Origin of the sequence: Micromonospora ureilytica, from assembly GCF_015751765.1 — a bacterium.
GTDB lineage: Bacteria > Actinomycetota > Actinomycetes > Mycobacteriales > Micromonosporaceae > Micromonospora > Micromonospora ureilytica.
Map to the genome: position 1 here is coordinate 3,853,293 of NZ_JADOTX010000001.1, position 13,944 is coordinate 3,867,236.

The following is a 13,944-nucleotide window of genomic DNA, read 5'->3' on the forward strand; positions in this document are numbered from 1 at the left end:
CCCCCCTTGGGCGAGGCATGTATACCGCCCTTGCGGCTGAGATGTACGCCCCCGCACGCGAAGTTGTTCCCAATGTGATTCAGGCGACACGAAGATAGGGGTAGTAGTACCCGGTTCGCGGTCGGCGCGCCGGCATGTCGGGCTGTTTCCACGCGACGGCCGGACAACCGTTAACCTCAGCGGCGTATTCGACGGCCGGCGGCCTGAGCGATCGTTTCTGGCCGTCACCACCCACCTGAGGCCCGGGGAGTGCCCTGATGAGTTTTGCGCGCGTGCGAGCACTCGTCGTCGTCGGCCTGCTGGCGGTCATCGCCCTGGTCTTCGTCGTCGTGGCCGTGGTCCGCGACAGCCAGGGCAACGTGGGCACCGCGGCGGGTTGCCCCGAGGGCTGGCCACTGGCGGATCTGACCCTGCGCGAGCGCAAGGACGTCAAGATCAACGTGTTCAACGCGACGGATCAGCCCGGCCTCGCCCACACCGTCGCCGACGAGTTCAGCAATCGACAGTTCCAGGTCAAGAAGACCGGGAACGAGAAGAGGGTCGACAGCGTCGCGGTGCTGCGGTATGGCCCGAAGGGCGTCGGTTCCGCGCACCTGCTCCAGGCGTACTTCCTCAACAACGCCACCCCGGGCTACGACCCGAAGCGCGCCGACGACACGGTGGACGTGGTGTTGGGCAACCGCTTCCAGCAGCTCGCCACCACGACCGAGGTGAACCAGTCGCTCGGCGACTCGGGTCCGCCGGAGGCGCCCAAGGGCTCCTGCGCGTCCCCACCCGCCAAGTGACGGCGTAACCGGCCCGCTAGAGCGCCACGTCGGCGACCAGGCGCCGACCAGGCCCACCGGCCAGGGTCCGCACGATCAGGGTCCACCGGAGGCGTCCAGGGCGGCCAGCCGGTCGTGCAGCGGCGCGAAGAGCGCCGGCGGTGCCGCGACCACCAGGTCCGGCCCCGGCGGCCGACCGGCCAGGCCGGCGACCCGAACCCCCGCCTCGGCGGCCACCAGCCCGCCCGCCGCCAGGTCCCAGGCCGCAAGACCCTTCTCGAAGTACGCGTCGAGCCGCCCCTCGGCGACCAGGCAGAGGTCCAGCGCGGCGGCGCCCAGCCGGCGGATGTCCCGTACGTGCGCGATCAGCCCGGCCACCACCTGCGCCTGGTGCGCCCGGCGGGCGGCGTCGTAACCGAAGCCGGTGCCGACCAGCGCCTGCCCCAGGTCGACCTCGCCGGAGCAGCGCAGTCGGACACCGTCGCGCCAGGCACCGCCGCCGGCCGTCGCGGTCCACTGCTCGCCGGTGCTCACGTTGCGCACGACGCCCGCGACCACCACCCCGTCCACCTCGGCTGCCAGGGAGACCGCGGAGTGCGGCAGCCCGTACAGGTAGTTCACCGTGCCGTCGATCGGGTCGACGATCCAGCGCACCCCGCTGCGCGTCGCGCCGGAGGCCCCCTCGCCGTATTCCTCGCCGAGCACCGAGTCGTCCGGGCGCAGCGCGGCCAGCGCGTCGAGGATCTGCCGCTCGACCGCTCGGTCGGCGGCGGTGACCACGTCGGTGACCGTGCTCTTGGTGGCGGCGACGACGACCCCCTCGGTGCGCATCCGGTACGCGGTGTCCGCCGCGTCCCGAGCCACCTCCACCGCGATGCTCAGCAGTTCCGATGGTGTCGTCGCCGAGTTGGTCATGATTCGCCTCTTTCCGCACTCCGGGTACAAGCGGATGCTGCAACTACCGACCCGGCTTCCGAAGATCATCGTTCCCGACGTCACACGACAGCACCAGACCCAGGATCTTTGGTACGCGACATCCCCTGCGAGGTAGGTGCCCCCGCACCGCCTGCTGCGGCTTGAGCGGCCAACCTTCGCCAATATGCCCCTTTAGATCCGGTATTGTCGCTTAAGTGCTTACCGCCCCGTCCTTGCTCGGCTCACAACCGTTGCCCAACCGCGACCTGGTGGGGCCTCCCCCGGCCGGACCGCCGAGGACCTCGGTGTACTGGCTGCTCAAACGGCAGTTCGGACACGATCTGCCCATCGCCGGGCTCGACGACGGGCACCCTTCGCCGGCCGCGCGGCTATCATTACCGCGAAGCCCATATCTCCGCCCCACCGACGGTCCCCACCGGCGGTACGCGGTGCGGAGCAGGATGATCGCCGCAGACGGCGTTACAATTCACCCCTGCCCACGCGGCACGGACCGCCGACCACCGGCCGGACCGTGACACGAGGGTCCCTCAACCACATCGCCCGGCACGGTAACCCTCGCTGCGCTGGACGAACCCGCCGTGCCCGCTCTTCGCCTCCGGAAGGTCATTCGTGACAGAACCCCGCCAGCCCGGCGCCGACGTTCGCTCGCTCACCGACACCCTGATCGCCCACGCGCAGAGCGCCGGTGGCCAGCTCACGTCGGCTCAGCTCGCGCGCACCGTCGAGTCCGCCGAGGTGACTCCGGCCCAGGCCAAGAAGATCCTGCGGGCGCTCTCCGAGGCGGGCGTGACCGTCGTGGTGGACGGCTCGGCGAGCACTCGTCGCCGCGTCGCCGCGGCCCGCTCGACCACGCCAGCGTCCCGGGCCACCACCGCCAAGACCACCAAGAAGGCCGCCGCGCCAGCCCCGAAGCAGGCGCCCTCCGCCGACGACGCCCCGTCGACGCCGGCCCCGCGCAAGGTGGCCGCCAGTAAGGCGACCGGCGCCGCCGCTGCGACGCCGACGAAGGCGACCCGGTCGACCCGAGCCACCAAGGCGACGGTGGCCGCGGCTGCCGGAGCCAAGCCGACCAAGGCCGGCGGCAAGGCCAAGGGCGAGGGCGCTGAGGGCGAGATCGACCCGGAGGAACTGGCCGCCGCGATCGAGGACGTGGTTGTCGAGGAGCCGGCCGAGCTGGCCCAGGCCGCCGAGACCGACGCCGCCGCATCGGCGACCGACAACGACTTCGAGTGGGACGACGAGGAGTCCGAGGCTCTCAAGCAGGCGCGACGCGACGCCGAGCTGACCGCCTCCGCTGACTCCGTCCGCGCGTACCTGAAGCAGATCGGCAAGGTTCCGCTGCTCAACGCCGAGCAGGAGGTGGAGCTGGCCAAGCGGATCGAGGCCGGGCTCTACGCCGCCGAGCGGCTGCGGGCTGCCGACGAGGGCGAGGAGAAGCTCGTCCGGGAGATGGTCCGTGACCTGGGCTGGATCTCCCGCGATGGCGAGCGGGCCAAGAACCACCTCCTGGAGGCGAACCTCCGACTGGTGGTGTCGCTGGCCAAGCGCTACACGGGCCGTGGCATGGCCTTCCTCGACCTGATCCAGGAGGGCAACCTCGGTCTGATCCGGGCCGTGGAGAAGTTCGACTACACCAAGGGCTACAAGTTCTCCACGTACGCCACCTGGTGGATCCGGCAGGCCATCACCCGCGCCATGGCCGACCAGGCCCGTACCATCCGCATCCCCGTGCACATGGTCGAGGTCATCAACAAGCTCGGCCGCATACAGCGTGAGCTGCTCCAGGATCTGGGTCGCGAGCCCACTCCGGAGGAGCTGGCCAAGGAGATGGACATCACACCCGAGAAGGTGCTGGAGATCCAGCAGTACGCTCGGGAGCCCATCTCACTCGACCAGACCATCGGCGACGAGGGCGACAGCCAGCTCGGCGACTTCATCGAGGATTCCGAGGCCGTGGTCGCGGTCGACGCGGTCTCGTTCTCGCTCCTGCAGGACCAGCTCCAGCAGGTGCTGCAGACGCTCTCCGAGCGTGAGGCGGGTGTGGTGCGCCTGCGCTTCGGCCTGACCGACGGCCAACCTCGGACGCTCGACGAGATCGGCCAGGTCTACGGGGTGACCCGGGAGCGGATCCGGCAGATCGAGTCCAAGACGATGTCCAAGCTGCGTCACCCGTCCCGGTCGCAGGTCCTCCGGGATTACCTGGACTGAGCGGGTTTCGTCAACCGAACGTGTCGTTTTGACCACCTGGTGTGCAACACCAGATGGTGATCGTCCGGATGCACGAATGTGATCGTTGACGTGGCACCCTGGGTGCACGGCACACTGTCCCTTCCAGGTGTGACCTCGGTCCCCCGCGGGCACACAGGGAAGGCAGTGCCTAGTAAGGGTGTTGCACGATAGGTGAGCAACAACCGAAGAGATTGTTCATCGGTGACGACCAGAGGAGGAAGGCGATGACCCCGACCCTCACGCCGCCGCCCGTGACGGCGGCTCCCCCAGCCGCCGATGAACGGTGCGACCGCTGCAATGCTGCCGGGAAGCTCCGGATCACTCTCACGGGTGGGAGCGAGTTGGTGTTCTGCGGGCACCACGCGAACAAGTACGCGGAGGATCTCGTGAAGATCACCGAGCGGTTCGCAACGGAGCCCGATTTCAGCTGGCGTGGCGCCGATCTGATGGCGAACTAAATCCGCAAACCGACATAGCCGGCCGGAGGCACCCCGAGGGTGCCTCCGGCCGGCTTTTTCTGTCCCCCGCGCCCCGCAACCCGCAACCCGCGCCCCGCGCCCCGATGTTGCTGCCTCCGACCTGCGGGAGACAGCAACATCCCCGATAGTGCGCGGATCTTGACGACGAACACCGCCCCCGAGGGACCGGGAGTGAGGTTTGGGGTGCCCACGGCCGCCAAGGTCACGCTCGAACCGGGATGTAGTGGCCTCGGCAACGCACCGAGGCCACTACATCCCGGATATTGCTGTCAACGCCGGCTGAAAGTTGACCCCTCCGTTCCGGCCGAATTTTGACCCCCTCGCTTCTTGTTGATGTTCAGTCGTTGGTCTTGATGGCTGCGGGGACGCGGCCGAGGTCGCGGTCTTTGAGCCGGTAGCTGTCGCCCTTCATGGAGACGACTTCTGCGTGGTGGACGAGGCGGTCGATCATGGCTGCGGCGACGACGTCATCGCCGAAGACTTCGCCCCATCTGCCGAAGGGCTTGTTCGAGGTGACGATGAGGCTGGCGCGCTCGTAGCGGTTGGAGACCAGCTGAAAGAACAGGTTCGCGGCTTCGGCTTCGAAGGGGATGTAGCCGACCTCGTCGACGATCAGCAGCGGGATCCGGCCGAGTTTGACCAGTTCGTCTTGCAGGCGCCCGGCGTGGTGGGCGTCGGCGAGGCGGGACACCCATTGGGCGGCGGTGGCGAACGCGACCCGGTGCCCGGCCTGGCAGGCCCGGATCCCGAGGCCGATGGACAGGTGGGTCTTGCCGGTGCCGGGCGGGCCCAAGAAGACGACGTTCTCTTTCGACGCCACGAAGTCCAGGGTTCCGAGGTGTCCGATGGTCTCCCGTTTGAGGGAGCGTTGGTGCTCGAAGTCGAACTCTTCCAGGCTCTTGCGGGCCGGGAAGCGGGCTGCGCGGATGCGTCCCTCACCGCCGTGGGCCTCGCGGGCGGCGACCTCGCGTTGCAGGCAGGCGGCGAGGAACTCCTCATGCGTCCACGACTCCGCCCGAGCCCGCTCGCCCAGACGATCGACCGACGCAGCCAAGGAGGGCGCTTTCAGTGCGCGGGTGAGGAACGCGATCTCGGAGGACACGTTGCGGTTGCTGGTTTTGGTGGCCATCAGGCGGCCACCTCGTCCAGGCCGAACATCCGGTCGTAGTCACTCAACGCTCGACGCTCGACCTGAGCATCGACGGCCGGCACCGGGGTGTGCTGGGCGGCGGCACGCAAGTCAGCCGCCGCTTGGCGGTGGACCGGGTCGGTGATCGTCTGATGTCCGGCCCAACAACGCTCATGCTGGGCGACCAACCGGCCGTCGCAGGACACCTGGACCTGGTCGCCGTCGGCGGTGACCTCGACGCGTCGGCCAACGACCGACGGGTGCACGGAATAGTCGTTGGCGTCCAACCGGACGTAATGATCACGTGGCAAGCGGGTGGCCTGTCGCCAGCCGACCACCGGCGCGACCGGCGGCAGTGACAGCATCGCGGCCCGGTCGGCGTCCCACCGGTCCACCGGGCGGCAGCCCAACACCCGGTGCTGGCGGTTATTCGCCCGCGCCAACCAGTTGGTCAGCTGGGCGTTGAAGTCATGTGCTGAGCCGAACCGGCGCCCCGGCAGAAACGACGTCTCCAGATAGCCGTTGGCTCTCTCGACCAGACCCTTGGCCTCCGGATCCGCCGGCCGGCACTGGATCACCTTGATGCCCAGGGTCCCGCGGAAAGCGTTCATAGTCTCGGTCAACTGCGGCCGGCCCGCCCGCCACTGCCCGACCGCGGACTCGTTGTCCCACACCAACGCCTTGGGCACCCGTCCCCAGCCTGAGATCAACGTCCAGTGCCCGGCCAGCAGATCCGGCGACTGCCTGCTCGGGATCATCACCGCTGACAACCACCGCGAGTAGCCGCACACCATCACCAACACCGGCGGCCTGCCGACCTGCCCAAAGCCCAACGGCACGTCCGCCGGCGGGAACCACAGATCACACTGCGCCAACTCCCCCGGCAAATAATCCGTCCGCTGACTGGGGTCGGGACGGCGGAACAACGGCCGCAGCTGCTGCACCCGATCGGCGAACACCGTCTTGCCCCGAGTCCACCCGACCCGCTCCATGATCACCGTCGTCGGCATGTCCGGGAACTCCGCCAACAACACCCGGATCTGCGGCTCCACCGCATCCACGATCGAGCCCTTCACCGCCCGCTGATAACGAGGCGGCTCATGACTGGCCAAGGCCTTCCGCACCGTGTTCCGCGAGACCTCAAGCCGACGAGCGATGGCCTTGATCGCCATCCCCTCCGCCCGGTGCAACCGACGGATCTCTGCCCAGTCCTCCACGCTCAGCACCTCCCGATGCTTCCGGAGGTGGTCAAGATTCAACCGGAACCACGGGGTCAGTTTTCACGCGGCGTCGACAATTGCGCGATCTTGGGTTCGGAACGCCCCACAGGGGGCATCCGCAGTCACCCCGGGCAGGTAATCCTCGGCACCCAAAGCCCACCCCCGTGTTCCACTCGGTTGCACGGAAACCGCGCCTTCCACCTCGCCCGAACACCGCGTTTTTCAAGAAGGCCGAGTGGATCACCCGCAAGCACGGGCGTACACCACGCCGCGAGCACAGGCACAGACCACCGCCGCACGCACAGACCACGCCGCACGCACAGACCACGGCCACGGCCGCAAGCACGCACAGACCACGGCCCAAGCGCACTCACAGACCACGGCCGACGCACGAGCACAGACCACGGCCGACGCACGAGCACAGACCGCGGCCGACGCACGAGCACAGACCACGGCCGTCGCACGGGCACAGACCACGACCCCAAGGCAATGGCCTGGGACGGTCACGGTGATTGCCGCTCGGTCCGAAGCCGCCTGCGTCGCCTGGCGCCGGTGGTGCCGGCGGGCCTGAAGGGCTCCACTCGCAACGCCGTCACCAGCCAGCCCGCCAGTGACGTAGGGCTGGCCTAGAGGGTCTGCACGGTGGCGATGCGTTCCTCAAGCTGCTCGATGGTGGCCTGGGCGCTCGGCGGGCCGCCGCAGAGTCTGCGCAGTTCGGCGTGGATCTTGCCGTGTGGTTGGCCGGTGCGGTGGTGTCGGGCGGCCACCAGGGCGTTCAGTTGGCGCCGGAGCGCCACGCGACGCTGGGCGGCGCTCATGGGTGCGGGTGGCGCTGCCGTGGGCGCAGCGGCCGGCTGAGCGGCCCCGTCGGCCGTACGACGGCGTTGGGCGGCGAGCTGGGCGGCCTGGCGCTTGGTCAACAGCAGTGAAACCTGGTCGGCGGTGAGCAGGCCCGGCAGTCCGAGGTATTCCTCTTCCTCGGGGGTGCCGGCCTGGGCCGCGGTGCCGAACGACGCGCCATCGAAGATCACCTGGTCCAGTTCGGCGGTGGCCGAGAGCGCCGCGAACCGCTTTTCCAACTCCCCGCTGGCCTGGTCGTCGCGCTGCGCGCGTTCCAGCAGGTCGTCGTCGAAACCGTCGGCTTCCTTGGGTTTGCCGAGTACGTGGTCGCGCTCGGTCTCCATCTCGCTGGCCAACCCGAGCAGGTGCGGCACGCTGGGCAGGAAGACCGACGCGGTCTCCCCGGGCCGGCGGGCCCGCACGAACCGGCCGATCGCCTGGGCGAAGTAGAGGGGCGTGCTGGCGCTGGTGGCGTAGACACCGACAGCCAGTCGCGGGATGTCGACCCCCTCGGACACCATCCGCACCGCGACCAGCCAGCGCTGGTCGGACGCCGCGAACGTCGCGATCCGGGCGGACGCGCCCTGGTCGTCGGAGAGCACCACGGCGGCCTTCTCGCCGGTCACCTGCTCGATCAGCTTGGCGTACGAGCGGGCGGTCTGCTGGTCGGTGGCGATGATCAGACCACCGGCGTCGGCCATGCCGGCGTTGCGCAGCACTGTGAGTCGGGCGTCGGCGGCCCGCAGCACCTGTGGCATCCAGTCGCCGGCCGGGTCCAGGGCGGTCCGCCACGCCTGCGCCACCAGGTCCTGGGTCATCGGCTCGCCCAGCCGGGCGGCCAGTTCTTCCCCCGCGTTGGTACGCCAGCGGGTCTCCCCGGAGTACGCCAGGAAGAGCACCGGCCGGACCACCCCGTCGCGTAGCGCGTCGGAGTAGCCGTACACGGAGTCGGCGCGGGAGCGCAGCAGCCCGTCGCCGCCGCGCTCGTAGCTGACGAACGGGATCGGGTTGTCGTCGGAGCGGAACGGCGTCCCGGTGAGCATCAGCCGGCGTACGGCGGGTTCGAAGGCGTTCTTCACCCCGTCGCCCCAGGATCGGGAGTCGCCGGCGTGGTGGATCTCGTCGAGGATGACCAGGGTGCGTCGGGTCATGGTGCGCCGCCGGTGCACCTGCGGGGCCATCCCCACCTGGGCGTAGGTGACGACCGCGCCGTGGAAGTCGGCCGCGGAGTGCAGGTCGGCGTTGCGGAAGGCGGCGTCGAGTTGGATGCCCACTCGGGCTGCGGCGTCGGACCACTGGTTCTTCAGGTGCTCGGTCGGGGCGACCACGGTGACGGCCTCGATGGTGCCGTCACCGAGCAGCTCCGCCGCGATGCGCAGGGCGAAGGTGGTCTTGCCGGCGCCCGGCGTGGCGACCGCGGTGAAGTCCTCGGTACGGCGGCGCAGGTATTCCACCAGGGCCTTGCGCTGCCAGGCGCGTAGCGCCGGGAACGTCTCGAGCACCGGCGTCCGGGCTGCCACGCGTAGCTCCTCTCCGACCGCACGATGGCGGACCCCGGGCGAGGGCCACGAGGATCCGCCGCCCATGAAAACGCCTCCGCGCAGAAGCTGCCGCGAAGGCCGACTCAGCATAACCAGCACGGGCCGCCGGGCCCAGGCGACGCCACGCTGGTCACAATCCAGCACCCGGCCGAACGGCGGACCGGGCGTCTCACCACTCCCGGTCGGCGCGTGGATCCGCCCCGTCGGCACGCGGGGGGCGCAGCGTGGCCACCGGTGCGGACCAGCGTCGACGCAGGGCGATCAGGCGCAGCCCGAAGACCAGGACGGCGGCGGCGGTGAGCGGTGCGGGCCCGGTCTGCCCGGTGACGTACAGCAGCGCCACCAGGACCGAGCCGGCCAGCGCGGCCAGCGCGTAGATCTCCCGGCGCAGCACGACCGGGATCTCGGCGGTGAGCAGGTCGCGGCCGAGCCCGCCGCCGATGGCGGTGAGCATGCCGATCAGGCAGGCGCCGACCGCCGGCACCCGGGCGTCGAGCGCCTTGAGCGTGCCGGTGACGGTGAACAGCGCGAGCCCGGCCGCGTCCAGCACCAGCACGGTCGTGCGCAGTCGGGCCAGTTGTGGGTGCAGCCAGAAGACGGCGAGCGCGGTGATCGCGGCGGTGGCCGCGTACCGCCAGTCGGCGAAGGCCAGCGGCGGCACCTCGTCGATGACCAGGTCCCGGAAGATCCCACCGCCGAGGGCGGCCACGAAGCCGACGAACGCGACGCCGAACAGGTCCAGCCGCTTGGCGACCGCCGCCGAGGCCCCGGACGCGGCGAACACCGCGACCCCGGTCAGGTCGGCGAGGAGCAGGGCGGTGGAGGTGGTCACCGCCGCAGGCTACGTCGCCGGCCGGAGCGCCGGCCGAGGATCACTCACGGTACGAGTCGTAGATCTCCTTGCACTTGGGGCAGACCGGCGATCCCGGCTTGGCCGCCTTGGTGACCGGGAAGGTCTCGCCGCAGAGAGCGACGACGTAGGTGCCCATGACGGCACTCTCGGCGATCTTCTCCTTGCGGACGTAGTGGAACATCTCGGGACCGGTGTCGGCGTCCTTCAGCTCCGGACGCTCGAGAACCTCTGTGCTCACGTCTGCACCTCCGACCGTCAAGTTTGGCAGGTCATCACGGCCGGGTCCACTTGAGGTCGGCCGAGGCCCCACCCCGTACGGTGCCCGTGTGACTGACTTTCGCATCAGCTACGGCACCGAGGTCGCCGCAGCCCTGCGCGACGGCCGGCCCGTCGTCGCCCTGGAGAGCACCATCGTCTCGCACGGTCTGCCCCGGCCGGAGAACCTGCGGGTGGCCAGGGAGATCGAGCGGGCGGTTCGGGACGCCGGGGCCGTTCCGGCGACGATCGGCATGATCGCCGGCGAGTTGGTGGTCGGCCTGGACGACGCGCAGCTGACCCGGCTGGCCACTGTCGACGGCGTGACCAAACTCTCCGTCCGTGACCTCGCGGTGGCTGCCGCGACCGGCGCGGACGGCGCGACCACGGTGGCCGCGACCAGCGCGGTGGCCGCCGCCGCCGGTATCGGTGTGTTCGCCACCGGCGGCCTGGGCGGGGTGCACCGGGAGGCCGCGCACACGTTCGACGAGTCGGCGGACCTGGTCACCCTGGCGCAGACCCCGATCGCGGTGGTCTGCGCCGGGGTCAAGTCGATCCTCGACGTGGGCGCGACGCTGGAGCGCCTGGAGACCCTCGGGGTAGCGGTGGTCGGTTACCGCACCCGCCGGTTCCCCGGTTTCTACCTCACCGATGCCGGCTTCGACCTGGACTGGTCGGTGGACTCGCCGGAGCAGGTCGCCGCCGTGCTCGCCGCCCGGGACGAGCACGCCGTGCACACCGGCGGGCTGCTCATCGCCAACCCGCTGCCGGTCGACGAGCAACTCGACCCGGAGCTGCACGATCGGACGCTCACCGAGGGCCTGGCGCTGCTGGAGCGGGACCGGATCACCGGAAAGGCCGTCACCCCGTACCTGCTCGCGCACTTCCACTCGGCCACCGAGGGCGCAAGCCTGGCGGTGAACGTGCGGATCATCCTGCGCAACGCCGACCTGGCCGCGCGGATCGCGGTCGCCTCGGCGGCCCGCGGCACCGCCGTCCCGGCATGACCCGACCGGCCCGGATGGTCGTCGTCGGGGACGTGATCACCGATGTGGTCGCGGTGCTGTCCGGGCCGCTCGCGGCCGGGTCGGACACCGGGGCCGCGATCAGTCTCGGCGGCGGCGGGCAGGCGGCCAACACCGCCGCCTGGGTCGCCGCGCAGCGGGTGGACGTCACGCTCGTCGCCGCCGTCGGTGACGACGACGCCGGGCGGGACCGGGTGGCCGAGCTGGAACGGGCGGGCGTCGACTGCGCCATCGAGCGGGTCGAGGGGGCGCCGACCGGCACGGTCATCGTGTTGGCCGCCGACGACGAGCGCACCATGGTCAGCCAGCGGGGAGCGAACCTGCGGCTGAGCGCCGCGCACGTCGAGCGGGCCCTCGCGGCGGCGCCCGACGCCGGGCATCTGCACCTGTCCGCGTACACCCTGCTGGACGCCGAGTCGCGCGGCGCGGGGTTGCGGGCGTTGGCCGCCGCCCGCGAGCGCGGGCTCACCATCAGCGTCGACGCGGCCTCCGCTGCGCCGCTGCGGCGGGTCGGCGCGGCGGCGTTCCTGAGTTGGGTACGCGACATCGACCTGCTCCTGGTCAACGCGGACGAGGCCACGGTGCTGGCCGGCGGGCTGGACCCGGCGGCGCAGGGGCGGGCGCTGTCGGCGACGGCTCGGCGGGTCGTGGTGAAGGGCGGCGCCGTCGGCGCGGTCTGGGTCGACCGCACCACGCCGGTCTGCGTGGCTCCGGCGCGCCGGGTGGCGGTGGTGGACGTCACCGGCGCGGGCGACGCCTTCGCGGCCGGTCTGCTCACCGCGTGGCTCGCCGGTGCCACCCCGACGGCGGCACTGAGCCGCGCCACCGACCTGGGCGCGTTGGCCGTCTCCACTGCTGGCGCACGGCCACAGCCGTAACGGCCGGCGCACGGCCACAGCCGTAGCGCGGCCCCGGACTGCTCGAACCCTGGCCCGCTCGCGGGTCAGGGTTCGACGTCGATGACCTTGTGTGGGCGTTCCTCGGCGGTGAGGCTCATCGGCGGGGTGTCGTCCGTGTGCCGGCGGTGGAACCGGTTGGCCAGCCGGTGCTCTTCCTTTGGCGGCCGGTCGTTGGCCAGCAGCACGGCCAGCCAGGGGATGAGCACCATGCCGAGGGCGCACAACGGCAGCCAGAGCCAGAGCAGTGGGGCGTTCGCACCGACCAGGATCGCGCCGACGATGATGCAGGCCACCCGGATGCCCATCATCAGGACGTAGCGGCGCTGACGGCTGTTGAGCTGATCACCCTGGCTGCGCGAGGCGTCGGTGATCAGAATCGGCTGGTACGCCTGACGCTTCACCATGGACCTCCTCGAGGGGGTTACGCCTCATCCTGTCACCGCGGGTCCGTGATCAGCGAACTTCGACTCATCCCATTGCGTGTTACGCGCGTGGTACGCTCCGCGATGTGGGCAGCAGGTTCAGCTTCACCGACGAGGCGTTGGCCAACCTGAGGGTCTACGACGTCACACCCGGGGAAGTCTGGGAGGCGCTGCACAGCGCCCGCCGGGTCATCCGTCATCTGGGTGACGACGTGATGGTGGTCTATGCCGCCGCCCGTCGGGGCCGCCGGCTGGCGGTGCTGCTCGCCGAGGCCGATGGCACCGACAACGACTGGGACATTCTCTCCGCCCGCGAGTTGAGCGACGTCGAGTCCAAGCGCTACGACGAGGCCGTGCGGAGATCTCGGTAGATGAGGAGGCCGTGACGATGCACCGTAACGACGCGACCAAGCAGTTCCACGACGGCGGCGAACGGATCGCCGAGCTGATCGACGAGAGCCCCGCAGCGGAGCTGCCCACCCCCGACAGCGACGTGCCGATGGTGAGCCGCTCGGTGCGGCTGCCACTGGACACCTACGAGCGGGTCCGCGCCGCCGCCGACGCCCGGGGCATCGGGGTGACCACGCTGATGCGCCAGTGGATCGAGGCCGGCCTGGCCGACCTGGACGACTCGGCGACCGTCTCGCTGGCCGACGTCCGGCGCGCGCTGGCCTCGCTGGCGCACCCCACCGCCGCCTGAGCAGACCGCCCCTCACCAGGCCGGTCGGTCAGTCGCCGGTGGTCTTCGCCTTGGCCGCCGCCTTCATCTGCTGCTTGAACTCCCGCACCCGCCGCAGCGAGTCGGCGTCGGTGACGTCGGCCACCGACCGGTAGGCGCCCGGGTCGCCATAGTCCCCGGCCGCCTTCCGCCAGTCCTGCGGGGTCACCCCGAACCGCTTGCCGAGCAGGGCCACGAAGATCTGTGCCTTCTGCTTGCCGAAGCCGGGCAGCGCGGAGACCCGGCGCAGCAACTCCGGCCCGTCGGCGACCTCGGCCCAGAGCAGCGCCGCGTCACCGTCATAGCGCTCCACCAGCACCTGACACACCTCCTGCACCCGGGCCGCCATCGCCTTCGGAAACCGGTGCAGCGCGGGCGGCTGGGCGAAGAGCGCGACCAGGGCCTCCGGGTCGTACCCGGCCAGCTCCGCCGCGTCCAGCTCATGGCCGAGCCGCTGCGCCAGCACGTACGGCGACGAGAACGCCTTCTCCATCGGCACCTGCTGGTCGAGGACCATGCCGAGGAGCAGGGCCAGTGGGCTGCGCTCCAGCAGCCGGTTGGCCTCCGGGTCGATGGGCAGCACAAGCGTCATGCGGACATCCTGCCTGGCCCGCCGACCCGGGCGGACACCGAC

15 protein-coding genes are annotated in these 13,944 nt (G+C 70.6%); 7 read left to right on the plus strand and 8 right to left on the minus strand.

Annotated elements, in window-relative coordinates; translation table 11 throughout:
- Positions 1 to 272 precede the first annotated feature (272 nt).
- On the plus strand, positions 273 to 785 hold the full coding sequence (locus IW248_RS17325) for a LytR C-terminal domain-containing protein (RefSeq protein WP_196930246.1): 513 nt from the start codon (positions 273 to 275) through the stop codon (positions 783 to 785).
- A gap of 75 nt (positions 786 to 860) precedes the next feature.
- Here the strand turns inward: IW248_RS17325 and IW248_RS17330 are convergent, their stop codons facing one another.
- Positions 861 to 1,679 (minus strand): inositol monophosphatase family protein, encoded by an 819-nt coding sequence (locus IW248_RS17330; RefSeq protein WP_196927834.1) that lies wholly within the window; start codon positions 1,677 to 1,679, stop codon positions 861 to 863.
- Positions 1,680 to 2,309: 630 nt separating this feature from the next.
- On the opposite strand from IW248_RS17330, the gene IW248_RS17335 reads away from it, so the two are divergent.
- Complete coding sequence (locus IW248_RS17335) at positions 2,310 to 3,908, plus strand: RNA polymerase sigma factor (protein WP_124816067.1); 1,599 nt, start codon at positions 2,310 to 2,312, stop codon at positions 3,906 to 3,908.
- A gap of 245 nt (positions 3,909 to 4,153) precedes the next feature.
- A complete protein-coding gene (locus IW248_RS17340; RefSeq protein WP_030489368.1) occupies positions 4,154 to 4,387 on the plus strand; it encodes a DUF7455 domain-containing protein in 234 nt (77 codons plus the stop codon).
- Between the two features lie 358 nt (positions 4,388 to 4,745).
- Here IW248_RS17340 and istB read toward each other — a convergent pair whose 3' ends face one another.
- The 5 genes from istB to IW248_RS17365 form a co-directional block, all read right to left on the minus strand.
- On the minus strand, positions 4,746 to 5,537 hold the full coding sequence (gene istB / locus IW248_RS17345) for an IS21-like element helper ATPase IstB (protein ID WP_196927835.1): 792 nt from the start codon (positions 5,535 to 5,537) through the stop codon (positions 4,746 to 4,748).
- Complete coding sequence (gene istA, locus IW248_RS17350; protein ID WP_196927836.1) at positions 5,537 to 6,763, minus strand: IS21 family transposase; 1,227 nt, start codon at positions 6,761 to 6,763, stop codon at positions 5,537 to 5,539. The genes istB and istA overlap by 1 nt, the downstream gene beginning before the upstream one ends.
- A 620-nt stretch (positions 6,764 to 7,383) precedes the next feature.
- Positions 7,384 to 9,117, minus strand: a complete 1,734-nt coding sequence (locus IW248_RS17355; RefSeq protein WP_196927837.1) for a DEAD/DEAH box helicase — start codon at positions 9,115 to 9,117, stop codon at positions 7,384 to 7,386.
- Positions 9,118 to 9,307: 190 nt separating this feature from the next.
- Positions 9,308 to 9,970, minus strand: coding sequence for a trimeric intracellular cation channel family protein (locus IW248_RS17360; protein ID WP_124816071.1), 663 nt, complete (start codon positions 9,968 to 9,970; stop codon positions 9,308 to 9,310).
- A gap of 40 nt (positions 9,971 to 10,010) precedes the next feature.
- Positions 10,011 to 10,229, minus strand: a complete 219-nt coding sequence (locus IW248_RS17365) for a DUF3039 domain-containing protein (RefSeq protein WP_088946800.1) — start codon at positions 10,227 to 10,229, stop codon at positions 10,011 to 10,013.
- Positions 10,230 to 10,317: 88 nt separating this feature from the next.
- On the opposite strand from IW248_RS17365, the gene IW248_RS17370 reads away from it, so the two are divergent.
- Both IW248_RS17370 and IW248_RS17375 read left to right on the plus strand, forming a co-directional pair.
- Complete coding sequence (locus tag IW248_RS17370) at positions 10,318 to 11,253, plus strand: pseudouridine-5'-phosphate glycosidase (RefSeq protein WP_196927838.1); 936 nt, start codon at positions 10,318 to 10,320, stop codon at positions 11,251 to 11,253.
- A complete protein-coding gene (locus IW248_RS17375) occupies positions 11,250 to 12,149 on the plus strand; it encodes a carbohydrate kinase family protein (protein WP_196927839.1) in 900 nt (299 codons plus the stop codon). Before IW248_RS17370 ends, IW248_RS17375 begins: the two co-directional genes overlap by 4 nt.
- 65 nt (positions 12,150 to 12,214) lie before the next feature.
- Here the strand turns inward: IW248_RS17375 and IW248_RS17380 are convergent, their stop codons facing one another.
- A complete protein-coding gene (locus IW248_RS17380; protein WP_181518647.1) occupies positions 12,215 to 12,574 on the minus strand; it encodes a DUF3099 domain-containing protein in 360 nt (119 codons plus the stop codon).
- A gap of 104 nt (positions 12,575 to 12,678) precedes the next feature.
- On the opposite strand from IW248_RS17380, the gene IW248_RS17385 reads away from it, so the two are divergent.
- On the plus strand, positions 12,679 to 12,963 hold the full coding sequence (locus IW248_RS17385; RefSeq protein ID WP_030489374.1) for a hypothetical protein: 285 nt from the start codon (positions 12,679 to 12,681) through the stop codon (positions 12,961 to 12,963).
- 17 nt (positions 12,964 to 12,980) lie between these two features.
- Positions 12,981 to 13,292, plus strand: coding sequence for a YlcI/YnfO family protein (locus tag IW248_RS17390; RefSeq protein WP_091400586.1), 312 nt, complete (start codon positions 12,981 to 12,983; stop codon positions 13,290 to 13,292).
- Positions 13,293 to 13,320: 28 nt separating this feature from the next.
- Here IW248_RS17390 and IW248_RS17395 read toward each other — a convergent pair whose 3' ends face one another.
- Entirely contained in the window at positions 13,321 to 13,902 is a 582-nt protein-coding gene (locus tag IW248_RS17395) for an HhH-GPD-type base excision DNA repair protein (RefSeq protein WP_196927840.1), read from the minus strand.
- Between the last annotated feature and the right edge of the window lie 42 nt (positions 13,903 to 13,944).